This window comes from Robbsia andropogonis, assembly GCF_000970345.1.
GTDB classification, from domain to species: domain Bacteria; phylum Pseudomonadota; class Gammaproteobacteria; order Burkholderiales; family Burkholderiaceae; genus Robbsia; species Robbsia andropogonis.
Window position 1 is genome coordinate 430,208 of the sequence record NZ_LAQU01000001.1, and the last position, 21,894, is coordinate 452,101.

Annotated in this window: 16 protein-coding genes; 8 read left to right on the forward strand and 8 right to left on the reverse strand. The window is 58.6% G+C overall.

The genetic code is table 11. The annotated features are described in order from the left end of the window. Positions 1 to 95 precede the first annotated feature (95 nt). Both WM40_RS27595 and WM40_RS01895 read left to right on the forward strand, forming a co-directional pair. Complete coding sequence (locus WM40_RS27595) at positions 96 to 560, forward strand: hypothetical protein (RefSeq protein WP_157685667.1); 465 nt, start codon at positions 96 to 98, stop codon at positions 558 to 560. Positions 561 to 691: 131 nt separating this feature from the next. Beyond that, positions 692 to 1,930 carry an MFS transporter gene (locus WM40_RS01895; RefSeq protein WP_046151944.1) on the forward strand — a complete coding sequence of 413 codons (1,239 nt, stop codon included), beginning with the start codon at positions 692 to 694 and terminating at the stop codon, positions 1,928 to 1,930. 31 nt (positions 1,931 to 1,961) lie between these two features. On the opposite strand, the gene WM40_RS01900 is transcribed toward WM40_RS01895, so the two are convergent. Next, positions 1,962 to 3,032: an OmpA family protein gene (locus WM40_RS01900; RefSeq protein WP_046151945.1), complete on the reverse strand. Its 1,071-nt coding sequence runs from the start codon at positions 3,030 to 3,032 to the stop codon at positions 1,962 to 1,964. A gap of 394 nt (positions 3,033 to 3,426) precedes the next feature. Here WM40_RS01900 and WM40_RS01905 point away from each other — a divergent pair, with 394 nt between their 5' ends. Further along, positions 3,427 to 4,680, forward strand: a complete 1,254-nt coding sequence (locus WM40_RS01905; protein WP_046151946.1) for an AGE family epimerase/isomerase — start codon at positions 3,427 to 3,429, stop codon at positions 4,678 to 4,680. Between the two features lie 138 nt (positions 4,681 to 4,818). Here the strand turns inward: WM40_RS01905 and WM40_RS01910 are convergent, their stop codons facing one another. Next, complete coding sequence (locus tag WM40_RS01910; protein WP_024904652.1) at positions 4,819 to 5,151, reverse strand: YnfA family protein; 333 nt, start codon at positions 5,149 to 5,151, stop codon at positions 4,819 to 4,821. Positions 5,152 to 5,216: 65 nt separating this feature from the next. Next, positions 5,217 to 6,638 (reverse strand): serine hydrolase, encoded by a 1,422-nt coding sequence (locus WM40_RS01915; protein ID WP_157685123.1) that lies wholly within the window; start codon positions 6,636 to 6,638, stop codon positions 5,217 to 5,219. Between the two features lie 179 nt (positions 6,639 to 6,817). Between WM40_RS01915 and WM40_RS01920 the strand changes: the two genes are divergently transcribed. Further along, a complete protein-coding gene (locus WM40_RS01920) occupies positions 6,818 to 7,720 on the forward strand; it encodes a LysR family transcriptional regulator (RefSeq protein WP_024904654.1) in 903 nt (300 codons plus the stop codon). A 310-nt stretch (positions 7,721 to 8,030) separates the two neighbouring features. Here WM40_RS01920 and WM40_RS28500 read toward each other — a convergent pair whose 3' ends face one another. Next, the gene (locus WM40_RS28500; protein ID WP_081765068.1) at positions 8,031 to 8,258 is read right to left on the reverse strand and encodes a YXWGXW repeat-containing protein; all 228 of its coding nucleotides are present in this window, start codon (positions 8,256 to 8,258) and stop codon (positions 8,031 to 8,033) included. A gap of 648 nt (positions 8,259 to 8,906) precedes the next feature. On the opposite strand from WM40_RS28500, the gene WM40_RS01925 reads away from it, so the two are divergent. Together WM40_RS01925 and WM40_RS01930 are read left to right on the forward strand one after the other, a co-directional pair. Then, entirely contained in the window at positions 8,907 to 10,166 is a 1,260-nt protein-coding gene (locus WM40_RS01925) for an EAL and HDOD domain-containing protein (protein WP_024904657.1), read from the forward strand. An 89-nt stretch (positions 10,167 to 10,255) separates the two neighbouring features. Next, positions 10,256 to 10,900: a hypothetical protein gene (locus tag WM40_RS01930; protein WP_024904658.1), complete on the forward strand. Its 645-nt coding sequence runs from the start codon at positions 10,256 to 10,258 to the stop codon at positions 10,898 to 10,900. A gap of 11 nt (positions 10,901 to 10,911) precedes the next feature. Here the strand turns inward: WM40_RS01930 and WM40_RS01935 are convergent, their stop codons facing one another. The 3 genes from WM40_RS01935 to WM40_RS01945 form a co-directional block, all read right to left on the reverse strand. Continuing rightward, positions 10,912 to 12,087 (reverse strand): oxidoreductase, encoded by a 1,176-nt coding sequence (locus WM40_RS01935; protein WP_046151947.1) that lies wholly within the window; start codon positions 12,085 to 12,087, stop codon positions 10,912 to 10,914. A gap of 57 nt (positions 12,088 to 12,144) precedes the next feature. Then, positions 12,145 to 13,323: a GGDEF domain-containing protein gene (locus WM40_RS01940; RefSeq protein WP_201779108.1), complete on the reverse strand. Its 1,179-nt coding sequence runs from the start codon at positions 13,321 to 13,323 to the stop codon at positions 12,145 to 12,147. Positions 13,324 to 13,611: 288 nt separating this feature from the next. Beyond that, positions 13,612 to 15,933 (reverse strand): TonB-dependent receptor, encoded by a 2,322-nt coding sequence (locus WM40_RS01945; RefSeq protein ID WP_082102376.1) that lies wholly within the window; start codon positions 15,931 to 15,933, stop codon positions 13,612 to 13,614. A gap of 333 nt (positions 15,934 to 16,266) precedes the next feature. Here WM40_RS01945 and WM40_RS01950 point away from each other — a divergent pair, with 333 nt between their 5' ends. Both WM40_RS01950 and WM40_RS01955 read left to right on the forward strand, forming a co-directional pair. Next, positions 16,267 to 18,447: a hypothetical protein gene (locus WM40_RS01950; protein ID WP_157685124.1), complete on the forward strand. Its 2,181-nt coding sequence runs from the start codon at positions 16,267 to 16,269 to the stop codon at positions 18,445 to 18,447. Further along, positions 18,434 to 19,951: an NAD(P)/FAD-dependent oxidoreductase gene (locus WM40_RS01955; protein WP_024904663.1), complete on the forward strand. Its 1,518-nt coding sequence runs from the start codon at positions 18,434 to 18,436 to the stop codon at positions 19,949 to 19,951. The genes WM40_RS01950 and WM40_RS01955 overlap by 14 nt, the downstream gene beginning before the upstream one ends. A gap of 81 nt (positions 19,952 to 20,032) precedes the next feature. Here WM40_RS01955 and WM40_RS01960 read toward each other — a convergent pair whose 3' ends face one another. Continuing rightward, positions 20,033 to 21,010, reverse strand: a complete 978-nt coding sequence (locus WM40_RS01960; protein WP_046152042.1) for a porin — start codon at positions 21,008 to 21,010, stop codon at positions 20,033 to 20,035. Between the last annotated feature and the right edge of the window lie 884 nt (positions 21,011 to 21,894).

The following is a 21,894-nucleotide window of genomic DNA, read 5'->3' on the forward strand; positions in this document are numbered from 1 at the left end:
CAGTTGTAAATACACGCCACTCATGGACGATTTTCTGTTGCGAATCAATCTTCTTGGCGGTAGTCTACTTTTTTAGTCGTGTGGTGGAATGCGAGATGAACCTGCAATTGGCAAGTGCGTGGCTGCAATACACGAAGGTCCGTTTTACCGATATCCATGAATTCGCGGCACGCTGCCGGATTGGCGCGCGCGACGCGGGACGCGAGTCCGCGGCGCTGTTGTTGCTGGCTGCGAAAGCCGAGACATTCACAGATCGCTATTCCGGCATTCCCGCCTCTGATACGGTGGTCGACGCATTCGCCACATCATTGCTGCGTGATGCAACATCGATGCGCGATGGAAGTACCCTGGGCGACCAGGCGCTGATAGATGCCATGTCCGCTGCCGCGGCAACGGATACTGATCGTATCGAGGACGTGATGCCTGGCACACCCACGCCTGGCGCCGTGCCCCTGGCATGCGATGAAAAGCATATTGTCGCGCATGCTGCATCCGCCGCGCGCAATCACACGAACAGCCATTTCCTCGATGTCGATCGCATCGACCACGCGTTGATGTGATCTCACGCGGGCGCAGCGCCCGCGACTGCCGTGCGTGTGCCGTGCGCCACGTACGGCATGTCAGGCTCGACAGTAAATTATGAGACGCGTATCTTTCCGCTCGTCTCAGCCTACTGTCGATTTTTGCCCTGATGATCCGCTCCTCTGTAACACTTTCCCATGACGAGGTGACTCCTTACGCACGTCGCGCGTTATTTGGCGCCGCCGCCGGTTATGCGATGGATGGCTTCGACCTTCTCATTTTGGGATTCATGTTGCCCGCCATCGGTTCGGCTTTGCACCTGACCGCAGGCCAAACAGGTGCGATCGTAACCTGGACGCTGATCGGTTCGGTCATCGGCGGCATGCTTTTCGGCGCGCTGAGCGACCGCTTCGGCCGGGCGCGCGTGCTGACATGGACTATCTTCCTGTTCGCGATCTTCACAGGCTTGTGTGCGTTTGCGCACAGCTACGGCGAGTTGCTGGTCTACCGAACCATCGCCGGACTGGGCCTGGGAGGGGAATTCGGGATAGGAATGGCGCTGGTCGCCGAATGTTGGCCCGCCAGCAAGCGCGCCCGCGCATCGGCTTACGTCGGGCTGGGCTGGCAGGGGGGCGTGCTCGCCGCGGCGCTGCTGACCCCGTTGCTGCTACCGCTGATCGGCTGGCGTGGCATGTTCGTCGTCGGCGTCCTGCCGGCATTAGCGGCATGGCTCATGCGTAAAACGTTGCACGAGCCGGAGGCATTTGTCGACGCCAGACGAAGCCCCGGTGCCCCACTCGCATGGGGCGCGACCTTCGGACTGTTATTCGCCGATGCCCGCACCACAAAACTGAGCGTCGGTTGCCTGATACTGTGCTCGGTCCAGAATTTCGGCTATTACGGGATATCGATCTGGCTGCCCAGCTATTTGTCGAAAACGCTTGGCCTGTCGCTGATGAAGTCAGGATTGTGGACCTCGGCTACCGTCGTTGGCATGATGGCCGGCATCTGGGTCTTCGGACAATTGGCCGATCGCATCGGTCGCCGCCCGAGCTTTTTGCTGTTCCAGGCAGGCGCGGCGATCATGGTCTGCGTCTACGCGACCCTGAGTGCGCCCGGCGCCATCCTGTGCGCCGGCATCGTCATGGGCGCCTTTGTAAATGGCATGCTTGGCGGCTACGGCGCGCTGATGTCGGAAGGCTATCCGACAATCGCACGCGCGACTGCGCAAAACGTCCTGTGGAATGCCGGACGTGCGGTAGGCGGCTTTGGACCGCTGGTCATCGGTGCCATTGCCAGCGCCTACTCCTTTCAGACGGCCATTGCCATGCTGGCCGCCATTTATGTGCTCGACATGTTGGCAACTTGGTTTCTCGTGCCAGAAATGAAGGGCCAGTCATTGCAGTGATGCATGCCTGAGGTGGCAATTCCGCACACCGTCACGCGTCTTGAACCGTCAGGATGACGTCAACACGTCGCTCCGAGAACGCATCGCGCCCGATGGCTTCCGTCGTATCAAACCGGCTACGAATGCTCAACTTCGAGGGATCGATACCGCGCGCCACCAACCGATCACGAACCGCCCGAGCCCGCTCCAACGTCAGGGCGCGGTTATACTCTGCCGTGCCACTATTGTCCGCATGACCGCACAACACCGCATGTGCCGCCTGCTTGTTCTTCAATGCATTGACAATGACATCGATAAGCGGTGCTGTTTCCGGTGATAGCGTGCTTTTGCCATGCAGGAACGGGATTGATATCGTTTCCGGCGTACGTTGTTCCGCGCCATTGCGCGTTGCCGACGACGTGTCTGGCGCACGCTCCCCGCGCGGATCCTCGCCACGCGAATCGCGAGGCCCGCTAGCGACCTGGGCCGCATGCGCCGCCGCATCAGACGGGGAGCGGGTGACACGCGCCTGCGTGTCTGACGCGACACCAGGAACGCGCGCCGTGGCATCCGAGGACGCTCCGCTCATATGCGTTGCCGCGTGCGGCGCACCGGCCACATGCGCCGCAACATCCGACGCGCCGCCAGTCACGCGGGCCGCGGCATCTGAAGAGGCCCCGGCCACGTGCGCCCCGACAGCAGACGACGCGGCAGCGGCACGCGTGGCCGCATCTCGTGCGGTGGTGGCCGCATCCTGGGCGCGCGCAGCGGCATCCGATGCGGTGGCGGCACCTTGTTGTTGCGCCATCTCGCCCGATTTGCCACCACTGGCCCGTGCATCTTCGTCACGCAGCTTGATACCAATGCGGCCAAGCATGGCAGCCCCCCCGTCCGTCAGCGATGCGACCCCTTTTGCCGCCTTGTCGAGTACCTCGGTGCCACGATCGCCCATCGCCTGCATCCCGAGCGGGTCTGCTCCGCTCGCGGGAGCAGAGGCCTTATGGTCAGCCGACCCTTTCCCGTCGGCGGCACTGGCATTCGATGCCGGACTGGCGGAAGATGCGGGACCGGTTGCCTGCTTCTCACCGCATGCCGTCAGACCAAAGACAATGCAAACCATCATCGGCCACACGGGACCCAAGACAGTCCGTGCCGCCCCGCACCCATGCGCTGGATCACGAAGCATTCTCGAAAAAGGCGTATCAACTTTACGGCATGGCGTCATATCAGTATGCATTTCGTATTCCTTATATATATATTGAAATCGCGATAGCAAAAAGTTGCTCGCAATAATATTGCGTCGCCACGCATTGCATGTTTGGCGATTGAAGTCCCAGCCATTGCAATGTTGCAGGGTTGTTACTGCAAACACCGGACGGCGGATGGTGTGCTATTAATACTGTGCATGGTGCACCTGGAAACTGGCAATGTTGGTTGTCAGCACCCTCCAATTTCGGGTCATGCAATAATGTTTCGGAAAACAATGGGCTCACCGCCCAATCAGGAGACGACATACCATGCCGGATTTTCGCGCCCCGCCCTTTCTACGTGCCCACATCAGAGATACGTTAGGGTTCTATGCACCGCACGGATACGACGCTTCCGGCGGTTTCCACCATGCGTTTCGAGACGACCGGACCGTTTTCGACGCGGAGACACGGCATCTCGTGAGCAGTTGCCGGTTCGTCTTCAATTACGCGACCGCATATCGCGCATTTGGCGACAAAGCGGATCAGGCCCGTGCACTACATGCAATGCGCTTCGTCCGCGATGTACACCGGGACCCCGTGCGTGGCGGGTATGATTGGACGATGAAGTGGCGCCCGGGAACAAGCGGCGCGCAGCCGATGAAAACGGAGGTCGATGCGACCCGTCATGCATATGGGCATGCGTTTGTTTTGCTTGCATACGCCCATGCTTCACTCGCCGGCATTCAAGAAGCCACGCCGTTGATTGCTGAAACGTACGCACTGGTCAATACCCATTTCTGGGATTCCACGCACCAGCTCTATGCCGACGAGGCCGACGGTGATTGGCATCTGCAGCCCTATCGCGGCCAGAACGCGAACATGCATATGACCGAAGCGCTGATGGCCGCCTACGATGCCACGAAGGAACGGCACTATCTGATCCGCGCCCTGTTACTTGCGGAAAATATTTGCATTCGCCAAGCCGCGTTAACGAATGATCTGATCTGGGAACATTTCGATAGTGACTGGCATGTCGACTGGGAATACAACAAGAACGATCCGGCGAACCTTTTCCGTCCGTGGGGTTTCCAGTTAGGGCATCAGGTCGAATGGACGAAGATATTGTTACAACTGGAACGTCGCGTTAATGCGATACCCGAGTTGACACCGCAAACCATGTGGATGCTGCCACGGGCACGTGAACTGTATGACGCTGCCATGGTCCCCGGCTGGGATACGCAACACGGTGGCATCCTGTTCGGCATGGCACCTGATGGGACGATCTGCGACAACGATAAATACTTCTGGGTCCAGGCCGAGGCATTCGCGGCAGCGGCACGTCTGGCACGCCGCACAGGCGAGCAGCGTTATTGGGATGATTATGACCGCCTCTGGGCGTATTGCTGGGAGCATTTCATCGATCACACCTATGGTGCGTGGTATCGCATCTTGCGACGTGACAACACAAAATACAGCGACGAAAAAAGCCCGCCGGGCAAGACCGACTATCACACGATGGGGGCTTGCCACGATGTGCTCGCCGCGCTGGACGAGGTGAGTGTCCAGGCCCGTAACGAGTGAGTAGGTCGACCGGTATGAAAAAGGCGCTTGTTTCGTGTCAGCGCAGCCACCCCGGCCATGCGGGCAGCGGCGAGGCAAGATGCGCCGATAAATCGGGGACAAGGTCGTTGCACCTGTCGCCTGCCGGGACAGTGGCCGTTATCGCGCGACCGGCTGGAACGCGATGACCGCCATGCCAGCCAGGCTGAGCACGGCGCCAAGCAGGTCGAAACGCGTCAGCGCGACGCCATCGACGTACCGCAGCCACACCAATGCCATGGCGATATACATCCCGCCATACGCAGCATAGATGCGACCAGAGGCGCTCGGATGGAGCGTCAACAGCCAGGCAAAGGCCACCAGCGAGACGGCGGCCGGCACCAGCAATGCCGTGCTGCGCCCCTGTTTAAGAACCAGCCAGGGAAGATAGCAACCGACAAGCTCGGCCAATGCGGTGATCGCGAAAAGCGCGATGAATCCGATCTGTTTCATTTACAAGCCGACAACCCTTGCGATGACAATGACGCCGATGCGGTGACATCGGCCATCATCGATTATTACTTAACGCCGTTCGAGTCGATCGCTGAAACGATTTTCGCCGCCGCGGCGACGCGCGCCGCAATCGGCACATTCTTGTTGAACAACATCACAAGACCGATTCGGCGCTGCGGGATAAAAACAAGATAGGCGCCAAAGCCATTCGTGGAACCCGTCTTGTTGATCCAGACCGCCGACGCCTCGCGCGTACTGACAGTAACGGATGTAGCCTGCGGCAAGACCCTCGCCGGAAGCGCCGAGGCCAGTGGCGCGCCGCAGCCTTCCTGCAGCGTCGCCACCGTCACGGGATAGGGATACTGCTCCCACATCAGGTCCTGTGTAATGACGCCCGCACGCACCCATGGCCGTTGGGTACCCGCGAGTGCCGCCAGCCAAGCGGCACGTCGGCCGATGGTCTCGGGTAACGCCCCATTCGTCGCGGGTCGATCGGTGATCGTATCAGATACGTGCGGCCCGCGTTTCGTGTCGCGTACGGCCTGCGTCGCGGCAATCTGCAGATCGAGATAGTGCAGGAGATCTTCCGCGCTCGACTTCACGCCATAAGCCTCGTCTCCCAGCACACCCCGCTGCACGCGGATTGGTCGATCATCGCCTGTATAGCCTTGCGCATAGTCCGCCATTCGATCCGAGGGGACCGTCAGGTAGGTACCGCGCATGCCCAACGCTGGGAGCATGTCGTGCTCGACAATCGTCGCATAGTCACGCCCCATGCTGTCGGCCGCCGACCGCCCAAGCAAGCCAGTGCCAACATTTGAATACAGCCGATGCAGGTCCGACACTTCGCCAACCGACTGGCCCCGCGGTGGCGTCCAGTGCTGCAGATAGTCGATCAACTGTGCGTCGTTTGTCACTTCGTCAGGCACCTGCAACGGCAATCCCGTCGTGTGCGTTCCCAATTGCCACATTCTGATGCGATCGAAAGCGCTGCCACGCAATGCTGGCACCACCTTACTGACCGGGTCGTTCCACTGAAAACCACCCTGCGCCTGGGCACGCTCAGCCACGGCCGCGGCAAACGTCTTGCTGACCGAACCAACCTCGAACAAGGTGCGCTGGCTTACGGGACGCTTCGTATCCCGCGATGCCACGCCATAGTCGAAGAATTGATGCGTACCATCAATACTCACCCCCACCACTACCCCGGCTACCTGATACTGCTGACGAATCGAGGCAATCGCCTCATCCACGGTTGATCGCAATGCGGGTGATGGGCCGGTGCGACCGGTCGCGTCAGCTGCACGATGGCGATCGGCCATGACCGAAGGCGTCACCGGCATCTCCGATGCGTAAGCAGGATCTCCCGCCGCATCGACCGCGGCCATTGCCTGCTGCCATGGCGACACCGCACCATGGAACACCACACCACACACAAGAAAATATCGTACTAAAAACCGCCTCCCATGTGAACCTTTGTTCGTCATGCTCCTTGCCTCCACCATCATTGGACGTAATATCGCACCCGGCGCGTTGCTTTGCACAAGCAAATAAAAGCACCATTCATGTACTATTCGATCTGTCACATCCAGCGATTATCATCAATCAACGGGCCAACGCCAAGCAACGATAACTACGACGAATCACAACAAAAACTTTTATCTCGATGACCATTCGCCCTCGCTTGCCATTGAATGCCTTGCGCGCCTTCGAGTCCTCCGCGAGGCATGAGAGCTTCACCCGCGCCGCGGCCGAGCTGAGCGTTACGCAAGCTGCGGTGAGCCAGCACGTGCGGGCTTTGGAGGGGCGCCTGGGCGTCTCGCTGTTCAAGCGTTTGCCGCGCGGCTTGGGGGTAACGGATGAAGGGCGCGCCTTATTGCTGGTGTTGAGCGACGCCTTCATGCGCATCGAGAATGTGCTGAAGCAGTTCGACGGCATGCACGCACGCGGTGGCGCGCTACATGACGTTCTCACAGTCGGGGTAGTGGGTACGTTCGCGGTGGGTTGGTTGATGCCGAGGCTGAAGCAATTCCGAGACATGCACCCATTCATCGAATTACGCGTGATGACGCACAACAACCAGGTCGACGTGGCCGCGGAAGGCCTGGATTGCGCGATCCGGTTCGGCGACGGGCTCTGGTCAGGGTTCGATAACGTGTTGCTGTGCAACGCGCCATTGACCGTATTGTGTACGCCGGAACTGGCGTCGAGACTGGTTCGACCGGACAACCTTCGCTACCAGACGCTGTTGCGCTCCTATCGCACCGACGAATGGGCACAATGGCTGGAGGCCGCCGGCCTTCGCACCTGGACCATCACGGGACCGATGTTCGACTCTTCAAGGTTGATGGTAGAAGCGGCGATGCAGGGGGCCGGCGTGGCGCTGGCGCCGCCGTCGATGTTCGCGCGGGAGTTGCAGTCCGGCGCGCTGGTTCGCCCATTCGATACCGAAATCGATGCCGGCGGCTATTGGCTCACCCGTCCGAAAACGCGTGGAGAGCGCGGCGAAGCGACAGCGGTGCAGTTTTTTCAAGACTGGATCATTGCGCAGTCTGCGACAGGCGGGTGAAGCACCTGAGAGAATTTCCAGCGGGCGTCTACGCATCAACGCGTTCCTCCATACGATGTTACGCTGCGTACCGCGTCGCAAATGGCATGCCCGCATTCGGTTATTCCTTGCCACAATTTATTACAGGCTGGCCGTGCTGGCGGACATCGCGCGATCTCGAACGGGCCTCGATGGAAAACGACGCACGTCACGTTGCCATGACAATATATGCATACCAGAGGAAACTCTCACCAACGCTTCCGCTTGACGTCGCTATTCAGGCAACGCTGGCCATGGCGGCCAGCGCAATACGACATAACCCGACGGCGGTTTAATTCGGCTGCCAGTGACCAGGGACCCATACCCACTCACCGCGGGCCCAACGGTAATGTCCGCGTACCCAGTGATAAGCCGGCGCCGGCGCGACCGGGACCACCTCGACCCGAGGTGCGGGTTCAGGTGGCCGAGGCGGCGCGACGATGCAAGCGGCCAGGGAAGACGTCATCAGGACTGCCGTGGCGGCGATAACAAAAGGTCTACGGATGCGGGCTGTCTGCATGGTGGTGCGCCTCCTCTTCATGTTGTTGGCCTTTACTCTAACGCTCTATTACCTCGCACCGTTGACGCGCGTAAGTAACAGTGTTCACAAACTTGCAACGAAATCACACGCCATGGCGCGTGATTCGTGAGAGTATTTCCCGTGTGGAACCTGTCGACGTGACGTCGCCACACCAAAAATCTTTCCGAGCAATCTGAAAAGAAAATAGATTAGGATTTCCCCGCATTTCCCTTATAAACAGGCATGGATTTTTCTGAGATATGCGAAACGTCACCGATGCAACGCAATTATTTTTGAAAAATGACCACCTTGACCATCAAGTTCGAAGCGGGATATTCCGTACGCAGTGGTAAGTACGAATATGTGGAGATGGATTACGCTGCGACTGCAGTATCACTGCCTGTTTCAAGGTTCAAACAGAAAGATCAACGAAAAAATTCATCGGAAAGAGTAATGTACGGTCTTTCCTGAACACAGCCCACTTCCGTGGAGACCACGGACTATATGGCGGTGGCATGCCAATTCCCCCGAGAAGGGTAACGCTGTAACCGAACATCGGGATTAACGGTCTTCACTAGACCATACGTCTGATGAAACAGGTGTGGCAATGGCGCATATCGTAAAAAAAGATTCCCTATTTGTTTCACCATGTCCCCTGACACCGTAACCCTCCCGCAAGACACCAGAACCTCGGCGTTACTCGGCCGCCAGCCGATCGTTGGTCGGGATGGTGCCATCGCTGGATACGAATTGCTGTTCCGTGGCGGAGAAGGCAATCATGCTGTCATCGTCGATGACGCCGTGGCGACGCAACGCGTGATTCTCAATGTCGTCAGTGAGTTCGGCGTCAATGAAGTAATGGGAAAGCATCGCGGCTTCATCAATGTCGGTCGCGAATCGCTGACAAACGATGCCTTGCAAATGCTGGACCCGCAACGATTTACCCTCGAGATACTTGAAACAGTCCATTTCGATGCCGAAATAGTACAGCGCGTGCGCACGTTGCGACACGCCGGCTTCCAGATCGCACTCGACGACATCACCGATCTATCGCAACTGCCGGCGGACGGACTGCAGTTTGTCGATGTGTTGAAAATCGACATGCTGCATACCCGCCCGGCCGCGCTCCCGGGGCTGGTCGCCGCAGCCAAGCGAGCAAGATGCAAGATACTCGCCGAAAAAGTGGAGACCCGCGAGTCATTCGAGGAAATGCTGGCACTGGGCGTAGACCTGTTCCAGGGCTATTTCTTCGCGCGCCCCCAAGTGCTGAAACAGCGATGTGCATCGGCCTCGCAATCCGCGTTGTTGCGGCTGCTGAACACGCTTGCCGGCGAGCCAAGCGCGGCGGAACTCGAGGCGGCAGTCAAACGGAGCCCGCTGTTATTGAAGCAATTGATGACACTGGCCAGCTCCGCCGCCACGCGCGGGCATACCCCAGGCACGGTGCGGCAAGCAATCATGCGCGTGGGAACACGGCGGTTGGCACGGTGGGCGCAGCTTCTGTTGTATGGCGAAGCCAGCAACATGTCACCGCAAGATAATCCGCTGGTGCAGACCGTCAGCGCACGCGCTCGCTTCATGGAATTGGCCGCGCAAGAACTGGATCCGTTCGACGACGTGTTTTCCGACAATGCCTATCAGGTAGGTCTGTTCTCGCTGATGCATATCGTGACCGGACAGACCTGCGCCCAACTGATGGCACAATTGTCATTGGCCCGGCCAGTGCAGGAAGCCATCCTGCACGACAAGGGCCAGCTTGGCGATCTGCTACGTCTGGCCGAGGCGCTGGAAGGGATTCCAGGCAGCGACATCGAAGACAATCCGCTTCGTGTGCTGTTGCCGGATACGACCATCACATCGCTTTACGCCAGCGCCATCGCTTATTCGAACGAAAGCCTGCAGGCCTGACACCGGCTATACGATTCCGGGCGGGCCTGTCACTTGCATCATCCGCTATCGGAGCCTTCATGCCTCAGTCCTTGCCAATCCCTCACGATATGCGCGCGTTATTTGCGCGTGCGCCGCTGCTCACGCGCGGTCTTAATGCTGCCCTGACCGGCGCGGTCATCCTGACGACCACCTTCAGCGCCTACGCGCAGACACCCGCAAAGACGGCGCGGCTGCGTGGAGACATCACCGCCGTTTCCCCCAATGGCATCACCGTGCACCGCAACAGCGGCGACACCGTCACGGTCGACGTGCCGCCCGACGTTCGCATCGGCGCGGTAAAGAAGATGTCACTGGCCGATATCAAACCTGGTTCCTTTATCGGGACCGCGGCCATGACAGGCGTGGACGGCAAGATGACGGCGACGGAAGTGCATGTCTTCGACGAGTCCGCGCGCGGCACGGGCGAAGGCCATCGACCTTACGATCTCGGACCGCAAAGCACGATGACCAACGCGAACGTCGATTCGGTCGTGAAATCAAAGAATGGCAATACGCTTGAACTGTCTTACAAAGGCGGGACAAATACGATCACGGTCCCGGCAAACGTCCCGGTTGTCGGTTTCATCAATGCGACACGCGAGGATCTGCAGCCCGGCAAAAAAGTGGTCGTGACCGCCACGGCCGCCAGTGACGGTCACTACAGCGCGCAACGCATCCTGGTTGAAAAAAACGGCGTGCCACCGCCGATGTAATGACCCCAGCCTCAGGCGTGCGGCGCCTCGTACAGCATCTCCGCACGTCGTGAGACGCTTTCACGTCCGAGATCCAGCACCGCCATTACCCGCAGCGCTTCGTCCAACGACACGACACCGGCAAACGGTACGGGAGCGCCCGGCACGGCGGATCCATTCGCCACGCCGCTGGCGGCGGATGATCCGTCAACAGCACGCGCTAATGCCACTAACGCGGCGGCCGCCCCGTCTCCCACTTGCCGATGCAGCACCAGGGCATCGCGCACCGCGATATAGAAAGCAGGGTAGTTGCCCGGCGGTGTTGGATAGGGTCGCTTGCTGCCATCGGCGTGCACGTGCACGGTACCGTCGTCTCGATCAACACCCCAATACGATGTCTTGGCATCCGGCAATTGTCCCGCCTTCAACGCATCCTCTTGCCCGTCGATACCGAATTTGCAGTAGCTGCCCGCGCTTCCCTGAACGAGGAAGCGCGGGACCGCCAATCCGGCACTCGCATTGGCCTGCAAGAGGACACGTTTATCCGCATAACGCAACGTCGCACGAAAGTAGTCATCGGTCTGCGCGCCCTCGCGGAACGCCGCACTATCGAGATAAATGCCCAGGGGCGCGCCAAACAGCAGCAATGCCTGGTCGACCATATGCGGGCCCAGGTCGTTCCATAATCCGCCGCCGGCGCCCGCCTGCTCGCGCCACCGGTCACGCACGGTGGGCCGGAAATAATGCATCGTCGATTGAAAATCGATGACACGCCCCAAGGTGCCGGCATCGAGCAATGCCCGTACCGCGAGAAAGTCCGCGTCCCAACGCCGGTTATGAAACACCGTCAACAGCCGTCCCATTTCACGCGCGGTCCGCGCCAGGTCCTGCGCTTCCTGCAAACTCGTGGTGAACGGCTTGTCGACAACCACATGCTTGCCGGCTCGCAGCGCGGCAAGCGCCAAGGGGTAATGCGTCGTATTGGGTGTCGGCAACACGACGAGATCCACGTCGTCGCTGGCAATCAGATGTTGATGATCCTCGAAGACACGCACCTCACTCGACGGATAATCCGCACGTACCTTTGACGCGTCACTGCTCGATACTGCCGCCAACACCAAGCCGGGTGTCGTGCGGATCAGGGGAATATGGAATACCTTGCTCGCGGCGCCGTAGCTGACGACGCCCACTCGAATTGCTGTTGCCATGACATGCTCCCAGGGCGTGAAAATCCGGGTGCCCTCGACGAGACATGAGGTGCACTCTTATGCCGATGATAACGCCGACGCCGATGACACTTCGCTCACCAGCCGGTTCCGCCCTGCCGCCTTTGCCGCGTAAAGCGCTTCGTCAGCGCGTGCCAGCGCATCCGCGAAAGGCTCGTGGATGCGTACGCGCGCCATGCCGAAACTGGCGGTCACCCGTTCATTGCCGACGATACTACCAATTGCGGCGGGCACGCCTTGCCGGATACGTTCCACCCGCTGCACCGCTTCCGACGCCGTGAGGCCGGGCATCAGGAAGACGAATTCCTCGCCCCCCATGCGACCCGCAAGATCGGCGGTGCCCAGGTGCTTGCGCAAATGCGTTGAAAATCGGCGAAGCACCTTATCCCCCACGGCATGACCAAAGCGGTCATTGATGCTTTTGAAATGATCCAGGTCGGCAATGACGATCGACACCGCATGTTGCTGTTGTCCGGCGAATTCACGAGACAACAGCGCCTCCGCTTCCTCGTCGATGGCGCGGCGATTGTACAAGCCTGTCAACGGATCCGTGCGGGCCTGGTTACGAAGCGTCCGCGCGAGATCAGCGGCCACGATCAGCATCGTCAACACGCCGGTTCCGATCATCCCTGCCGGCGTACCTACTGACATGACAACGACGAACATCCGATCCGACCATGGCCCACCTGCCCTCGCAAGCCACGCCGCCAGTCCGACGGTCAGCATGTACAGCGCATAGGCACCTAACGCCCAACGTGCAAACGCCCCGGCACCGCGTGCGCGGCGCAGCGTCACAACCATGATGGAGAGCATGACGAAATCAGCGCAGGACGTAGTGATACGCGACCAGGTTCGCCATTCGTCGTCACGAACAGACCACGAAACAGACAACACCAGCGTTGCCACCAGCCAGGCGACCCATACCGCCCGGAGACTGCGTTCCGCCCGCTGTCGAAATCCCAAGGCAAGAAGGGCAAAACTGGCGACCGAGGCATGGAAGGCCAACATGGACAGCGGCGCCGCATCGTTCGGAAAAAGCATGGTCGAGATGCGCAAACCGTGACCAATCGACGCCGCGAGAAAGGACAGCGCCCAAGCCGCCGCATGGCGTTGCATATCGAACTGCCACCATGCGACCAACAGTGCAACGCTGAAAAGCAGGCAGATGACGACAATGCTAGTCGACGTGACCACGGTGGAAAGCAGTGCGCTGCCCATGAAAGATGCCGAGGAAGATAGAGCGAAAAGGAGTGCTGGTCGTCACAGAGGTGGGGAGCGGCCCGGCGAAAAGCATGCGCATTCTATCATTCAGAGTGCCGTTTTTCGGCTGTGGGATATGCTTCCAGAGGGATCACCCTGCCCTTCTGGTGGGGCGGAAACAACGATTCGCCGCAGTTCGTCCGCGATGCTTTTTTGAGAGGGAAAAAATGCCGATGCCGGACGCGTCCGGCAAGGTGATTTGCGGAGAACACCCTCTCTTGACGGCGTTCGTTTGGTGCCCGTCGATCAGTGATAGAAGTGCATCGTCACCATCGCGCTGCGGCCCGGGGCCCAGGTCGCGTAGATCGGGTAGGCACTGCTGAAGTACTTGCGATCGAAGATATTCAAGACGTTCAGTTGCACGTCCGTGTACTTGTTGATCTTGTACGACAACATCGCATCGAACTTCGCGTAACCCGGTATCCATTTTTCAACCGCAGGGGCGGAACCGGTGCGCGCCACGCTGGCATACGTCAACGACGAGAACGTGGCACCGCCGCCGACCGTTAACTTCGTCGTTGCCTGGTAAGTCGTCCACAGTGTGAAGTTGTGCCGCGGCACCATCACCATCGGCAACCCCGACGCACTGGACTGCGCCTTGCCAGCATCCACCGTCACCGCATTCAAGTACGAATACCCTGCTTGCACGAGCCATTTTTCAGTAACATTCCCCACCACGCCCAATTCGGTACCGCGTACACGTTGGTGCCCGGCGTTGATCAGATTGCCCAGACCATCGCTGACCCGCGCATTGGTCTTGTCCATCTGGAATAACGCGCCGGTCAGTGACAAGCGTTGCCGCAAGACGTCCCACTTCGCACCTACTTCAATGTTGCGGCTGCGTTCCGGCGACAGGTTCTGGTTTGTGGTCAGCAACTGGTCGTTACCGCCCCCCAGACCCGCGTTCGAACCCGGTGGGTTGGACGAGGTGCCATAGGACGTGTACAGGCTCATCGTCTCCACGGGCTTGAAAACCAGCGCGCCCTGATAGCTGAACAGGTTGGACGTGCTGTTCAGCGATGCGACGTTCTGCTGCGTAACATTCGCGTTATAGCGGTCAAAGCGTGCCCCCAGGTTGACCTGCCAGCGGTCGGTCAACTTAGCAGTGTCAAAAAGATAGGCCGAGGCGATGTTCGTCTGGGTATGCAGCGCTTTGCCCGGGAAGCTATCGGCGTTCAACTGAATGGAACCGGTCCAGGCACGATTCGGGTCCCAACCGCCCAGATAACTGACGCAATCTCCAGCCACCGTACAGCTAGTGGCGTTGCGCAGATTTGCGCCAGCGCTGTCGCTGACCAGATAGCCTTCATACACGCTGTTCTGATGCGTGAATTCCACGCCGCCGGTAATAGTATTGCGCACACCGAACAGCGAGAAGGTGCCGGTGAGCTCGGTCTGGTTTGCGATATTGTTCAGCGCGTATTTGCCACTCTTTGCCTCCAGCCACAGCGTGTTTCCAGTAGCCGACGACAGTTGCGGGTTAGTGGCGATGTAGTCGAGTGTAGAGCGCCCGATGACCGTCGTATTGCGCAGTTTCCAGTTGTCGTCGAACGTATGATCAACGCGGATCTCACCGGTATCGGTCGTGCCGCGGCGGTAATCTCTCGAATTCAAGCCAAAGAACTGGCCCCGGCTCGCATTAATCGGCGTACCGCCCGTACTACGGAACGGCACGCTGAAGTCCGGCATGTCGTACGTACTGAGATGGTAGTAACTGACCGTCACCGTCGTCGGACTGTGCAGTCCGAAAACAACCGATGGCGCCACGCCCCACCGTTTGCTGTAAATATCCGTTCGCCCGGCCTGGTTTGCATCATGTCCCATCAGGTTCAAGCGGAATGCCGCGTTGTCACCAACCATATGGTTGGTGTCGATCGTCATCCGCTTGTAGCCGTCGGTACCGACGCCAACGGAGCCGTTGTCGAAGTTGTCGGCTTTTGCAACCTTAGTCGTGATGTCGACACTGCCGCCCACTGCGCCACGACCGGCGTACACCGAGTCCGGCCCCTTGATCACGCTGATATTTTCAACGTCAAAAGTCTCGCGATTCTGCACCCCGTCATCGCGCATGCCATCGACGAAAATGCTGTTGCGCGACTCGAAACCGCGAATCACCGGCCTGTCCGCGGACGGGTTTGCCGCCGCATCGCCGCCGAGGAACGTGATCCCTGGCACCGTGCGCAATGCATCGCTGAACGACGTCGCCCCTGTTTCCTTGAGCAGCTCATCGGTGATAACGGTGACCGAACGCGGCGTATCCCGTAGCGGCGCCGTGAATTTATAGGATGGCAACGTCTTTGTCTGCAGCACGCTCTCCGTGGAGCCCGAGACCGACACGGGCGCAAGCGCCTGTTCCGCCGTCACCCCTGATGCCGCCGTGGCAGATAAGGTAACGCCTGCCTGCCCGCTGCCGTCATTCACGCTTTTTTTGTTCGTGCCGGCATTTGCATTGGTGCTTTCCGCTCCTTGCTGTGCCGATTGCGCATACGCGGACGTTCCGGCAAATGCCAGCAGCAACGCCGCGGACAACGTGGAAAGACGCGCTGGCAGCACGCTTGAATGCTTCATGACATCCTCGTTATTTTATTGAACTCGTCTGTTGAAATGACGCGACCGCCACGCTGCGGAACACCGAATCGAAATGGAGGCATAAATGAGAATCATTATCGATTTGCCCTATGGCTATCCCAAAATTCAGCGTGCCGACCGGCATTGTCACCGATTCTGACCAAATATTACAACTGCAATCTTTAACTATTGTTTGAAGAACAGGCCTGCAATTCCGTTCTCCGGCACCTCCCATTACTCCCAATCCGTGGAATTGCACGGTTTCCCGACGGCAATTTGAGATATGACGTCGGTCCTTTCCGCACTATCATCGACGTTCTCGAACGACCCGGCATGCGAGCCTCGCAAGTCGTCCCCATGGTGGATACACAATCTCGCCCTCCGCTTGTGCCGCTGCTCGCAGTTTCTTGCGCGCCGCCTTCCCCTGTCGAGGCAGAGACCGTAACGCCACCCATGGCACGCCTGTCCGAGCGGTTCTTCAACCACCCCGTTCTGGGTGCGGTATCGATGAGCCTGTTATTTGCGACGCTTTTCATGTTGGTGCGCCCGTACCAGGGGATTCGGCATGACGCCATCTTGTACACGGTGCAGGCGCTGCATAATGCCCATCCCGAAAACTTCCGCCATGATCTATTTTTTGCATTCGGCTCACAGGATCAATGGACGCTGTACGGCAAGCTTTACGAGAAACTGATCGCGCTGATCGGCATTCGAGCTGGCAACCTGACCGGGCTCGTACTGGCCCACTTGCTATGGTGGACCGGTGTCGGGCAGGTGGCACGGCGTGTGTTGCCCGCGCCATGGCACTGGATCGCCGTACTCTTCGTGGTTGCCATGCCGTCGGACTATGGCAACAATTTCGCGTTTTTCTATGCCGAGCCTTGGCTGACGGCACGCCTGCCGGCTGAAGGCCTGTGCCTATGGGCGCTTGCATTCGCGATCGACCGCAAGCACTGGATTGCGATCGCACTTACGCTTGCCGCCATGACCTTGCACCCGCTCAACGGCGCTGTGGGCTTTGCGGCCGTTGTGATGGTCGCGACGTCGCGCCTGCCCTGGTGGCGAATCTTTGCCGTCTTGCTGCTGCTTTTCAGCGCTTTGCAATACGGTACGCCTTCCTGGTTTGCGATTCATCCGCTCGACAGCATCTGGCGCGGGGTATTACGCACCGAGATCGACTACCTGTTCCCTTCATTGTGGTCGCTGTTTGCATGGAGCAAGGCATGCTGGGTTATCGCGCTCCCGCTGATTCTCCATGCCGACGAAGCGCAGGCGCAACGCCGTTTATGGGGGGGGCTGGCATTGATCGGCATTTCCGGGATGGTGTGTGCCACGCTCGCGGACATCGGCGGACATGACGCGCTGTGGATCGCGTTGCAGTTCTGGCGCGTCCTCTGGTTGTTGACGGTCATGCAATGGCTCGCGCTGCCAGCGCTGCTCTTGCAATACTGGTGCGCCCGTCCCGCACTGATTTGGTGGCTCGCCCTTTGCTGGATGACGTTGGAAGTGGGGGGAGGCGTGGCCGCGCTGGTAATCGCAGCACTCTGTAACGCGCGTCCGTTACTGCGGACACACGCTACGGCAAGCCAGCTACTTGCCTGCCTCGACGTTATTGACGCACGCTATAAGGGCTGGCTCATTGCACTGACGTTGCCAGCGTTTGCCACTTGGGCCATCGCCCAAATGGCATTCGGAATGAGTCAGGCGGATGCGCACGAACCATTGCTAGCAATGGCGTTCCCGTTGCTTGACATCATTATCCATTCCCGTTTCATGGCGGTGACGGTTGGTGCAATGTGCGCGTGCTGCTTACTTGGCGACAAAAAAGCGCTGGTGGCCTTCTACGTGGCCTTGTTCGGCCTGCTGGTATATGGTGCCGCCAATTTCGACCAGCGCGCTACGACGATAAAGATCATGGAGGCGCGCCTCGACGATCCGGCACGCGCACCCTTTGCCGGCAAGATCGCGCCGGGCAGTCTCGTGTATTGGGATGGCCCGTGGCACGAATTGGTCTACCCCTGGCTCCTGATGCGCACCGCCAGCTATTTCTCGCCAGCGCAGGCAAGCGGAATGGTGTTCCAACGTGATACGACGTTCGAGGCACTACGGCGGGCGAGCGTCATCGGTGGTCCGGACGGCGACGCACAGGCTGCAAAAGAAATAATGCGACGCGCGGGTACGATTGCCTTGCCTGCCAATACCCATACGATACCAGGCGAAAATACCTTGTTGTTTCGTCGCATGGCCCTCTACACGCCGCTGGATCCGGAAGGGATTCGCCGCGTTTGCGCGGATGTGGGCGTGGGGCACGACGCGGTGAACTTTGTCGTGTCACCGGAAAACGATACGACGCTCGGAACCGACGCACAATGGGAGGCATCCCCCGCAAAACGATACTGGCTCTATGATTGCAAACGTATCCGCAGCACATTAACTTCACCGCTCGCGGCCGATGCGCGCGGCATGTCTCGAAATAAACGCCAGCTGCGTGGGGGAGAAAATGCAATCGGTTGATGTATTGATCATTGGCGCTGGTCCGGCGGGGTTGACGGCCGGCTACCTGCTCACGAAGCAATCCGAATTGTCGGTGGCGCTGATTGAAAAAGATCAGCGCTATGTTGGCGGTATCAGCCGTACCGAAACATTCGAAGGTCATTACTTCGATATCGGCGGCCATCGCTTTTTCTCGAAGTCAGCCGAGGTTGTTGCGTTATGGCGCGAACTGCTGCCGGACGATTTCATCGAGCGCCCACGCAGTTCCCGTATTTATTACCAGGGCAAATATTTCCGCTATCCGCTCGACGGCGTGGAGGCTCTGAAAAATCTCGGGATCGTTGAAAGCGTTCACTGCGTCTTGTCCTATCTACGTGCTCGCATCCAGCCGCATAAACATCCCACAACCTTTCACCAATGGGTGGCGAACCAGTTCGGCGAACGGCTGTTCTCGATTTTTTTCAAGACATACACGGAAAAGGTATGGGGGATGTCCTGCGACGACATCTCCGCCGATTGGGCCGCGCAACGGATCAAAGGCCTGAGCCTGTCAACCGCGATCATCCGGGCAATCAAGCAATCTGTCGGAATTCGGCCGGCGTCTAGTGCGCCTGGCAAAACCGTCAAGAGCTTGATCGAATCATTCCATTATCCGCGACGCGGTCCGGGCATGCTGTGGGAGGCCGCGGCCAAAAAATTCCAAAAGCAAGGTGGGACGTTGTTGATGGACCGCGCGGCAAGTGCCATTAACTACGATAAGGCGACAGCACGCTGGACCATCGAATCGACGTCCTCCGATGGTTCGGTTACCTGCTTTACCGCCCGCCACGTTGTCTGTACAGCACCCATGCGAGAAACGTTGGGCATGATGCGCCCTGTCCCGCGTTCGGCACCGCGCGCACGCGACCTGCAATACCGCGACTTCATTACTGTCGCGCTGATGGTCGATCGTCCGGCATCGTTCGCGGACAACTGGATTTATATACACGACCCGTCCGTCAAGGTCGGCCGCATCCAGAACTTTGCTTCCTGGTCGCCGGACATGGTGCCGAATGCCGAGCAAGCAGGATGTCTGGGGCTGGAGTATTTCTGCTTCGACGACGACGCGCTTTGGAAAAGCAGCGATGAGACACTGGTGAATTTTGCTATTACGGAGGTCGAAAAGATCGGCCTCGTCAGCCGCGATCAGGTAAAGGGCGCGCGCGTCGTCCGGCAACCAAAAGCCTATCCGGTCTACGACGACCGATATCGCGACATCGTCGATGCGATCCGGTCCGATATCGATGCACACTACCCCAATTTGCATCTTGTCGGACGCAATGGCATGCATAAGTACAACAACCAGGATCACGCGATGATGACAGCAATGCTCGCGGTAAAAAATATCATCGCGGAAGAGCCGCTCTATGATGTCTGGTCCGTCAACGAGGATGCCGAATATCACGAAGCCGACAGTACACCGGGAAGTGGCACCACAGGGCTACGTGAAGTGCCCTCACGGGTCGCGCGACTGCACCAGACATGACGGAAAGATCCTCATTCGGACACTGCTCGTCGCCTGGGCTTGCGATCCGTCCGTGTCCAACTGGATCATCTGGACGGCAATTTAAAACCGATCAATCATCCCGATTTGCACGCCACGCACCGCCGCACCTGCATAGGCGGGCGTTAAGCCCGTCACATTGACGCCACGGAGTGTCAAGGTTGCGTTGCCGCGATTACGCAGCCAGCCGGCGCTTGCGTAGCACGTCACATGCTTGGAAAGATCATATTCGCTGGCCAGACTGAATTGATCCGCGTTATTGCCTTGTCCGGATTGATCTCGCATATAGGCATAGCCGAGCGACGCGCGCCAGTGATGTGAAAACGCGTAGCGCGCCGACACGGACACGCCTTCGTGGTGATAGCGCGGTGTGCCACCATCGCCATTGAAGAATGACAGAAACGCGGTGGTATTGCCGATAACGTAGGACACGCCGCCCAGGTTAGACCGCAAGCCGCTTATTCCAGTGGTCTGCTGATGTGCATACAGCAGCTTCAATGCACCACGCTTGTACGTGACCGTTTCGTAATTGCCGCCCAGACCATTAGCTGAATCGGCATCTCGCAAAGCGAGCATGATCGTTCCGGTAAAGCCATACACATCTGGCGAGATATAAGTAAACGCATTATTCGAATACGGCGTGATTTTCGACAAGTTGTTCAAGCCGGACGCGATCGTACCCGCACCGAACGCATCCAACTGTCCTTTGAACGGGATATAAATCGGCGAGTATTGACGGCCCATGCGGACCTGCCCCCAGCCACCGCTTGCACCAATCCAGGCCTGGCGATTGAACATCGTTCCCGCGGTGGCGAATGTGCCGTCCGTCGAACCGAAGCCGTTTTCCAAGGTGAACAGGATGCGGTTGCCACCACCGATATCTTCCACACCGCGAATACCAAAACGTGATCCACGGTAGGCACCCGAATCCATTCGTGGCGTCCAGGACGACCCCGGGTTCGTGACTTCGATGCTGGTGTCGATCACGCCATACAACGAGACCGAAGCTTGTGCATGCGCCGTCGAGATGACCAACACCATGATTGCCGACAGTGCGGATAGTGCAAGAATCGGTCGAGGCGAGTTTGTGCGGCGCGTGGCGCGCTGCCGGTTCGAGACTGCAGTCATGAAATGTATCGGATAAAAACAACAAGCTCACGCACCCGAAAAGGCGGGCACGCATGGCATGGTAGCGCGAAACCGTGATCAGCTCCTCGCGCTATTACCAGATATGCACGGCGCCAATCACCGTTTCAGCTGAAGCGTTCCATTCGGTCATCCCCAGGCGTTGATATCATCGCAGCGCTTAGGTGACTGACATGCACCGCGGACATAGCGCAGTATATCGATAGCGCCCGTATGAACATAAATGCAGGATCGTCGCCCGACAGATCATCGACCGGACAGTGCTGCAAATTAAATAATCGCTATTAAGTAGCAATGCGAATGAATGCGTCACTAACATGCACAACGATCTTTTTCCATTTTCGTCTCAACAATAGCAATATGTGGCACTCGGACGGAAAGCCGGCTTTCGCTATCAATTTCTGAACGAGATCAGCACCACGATGCCGATAGATGCACGCGCTTCGTGCAAGCGGCCCGCAGCCGACGCGATTGACGACGTTTTTAATACGGTGATCTTAAGCGTGGTTTACGACGGGAAGGCAATGCCGGGCCGGATCGATACCGGTTTCTTCATCACAATACGGGCAACACCACATCCGACACATCCGACACATCCGTCGGTGCCGTTGCGTGGGCGTAATGTACCATATCGTACAAAATTAAAGCCGCAAGGCTTGATAGAAATCGTTTTGTCAATCCGTGTATCGCCGCACTGCCCTCGGTCTCGCCCGGCGGCTTGCGGGTCGCTATCGATCATTTTTGCCAGCATCCTGGCAATAAAGACGCGTCATCGAGAC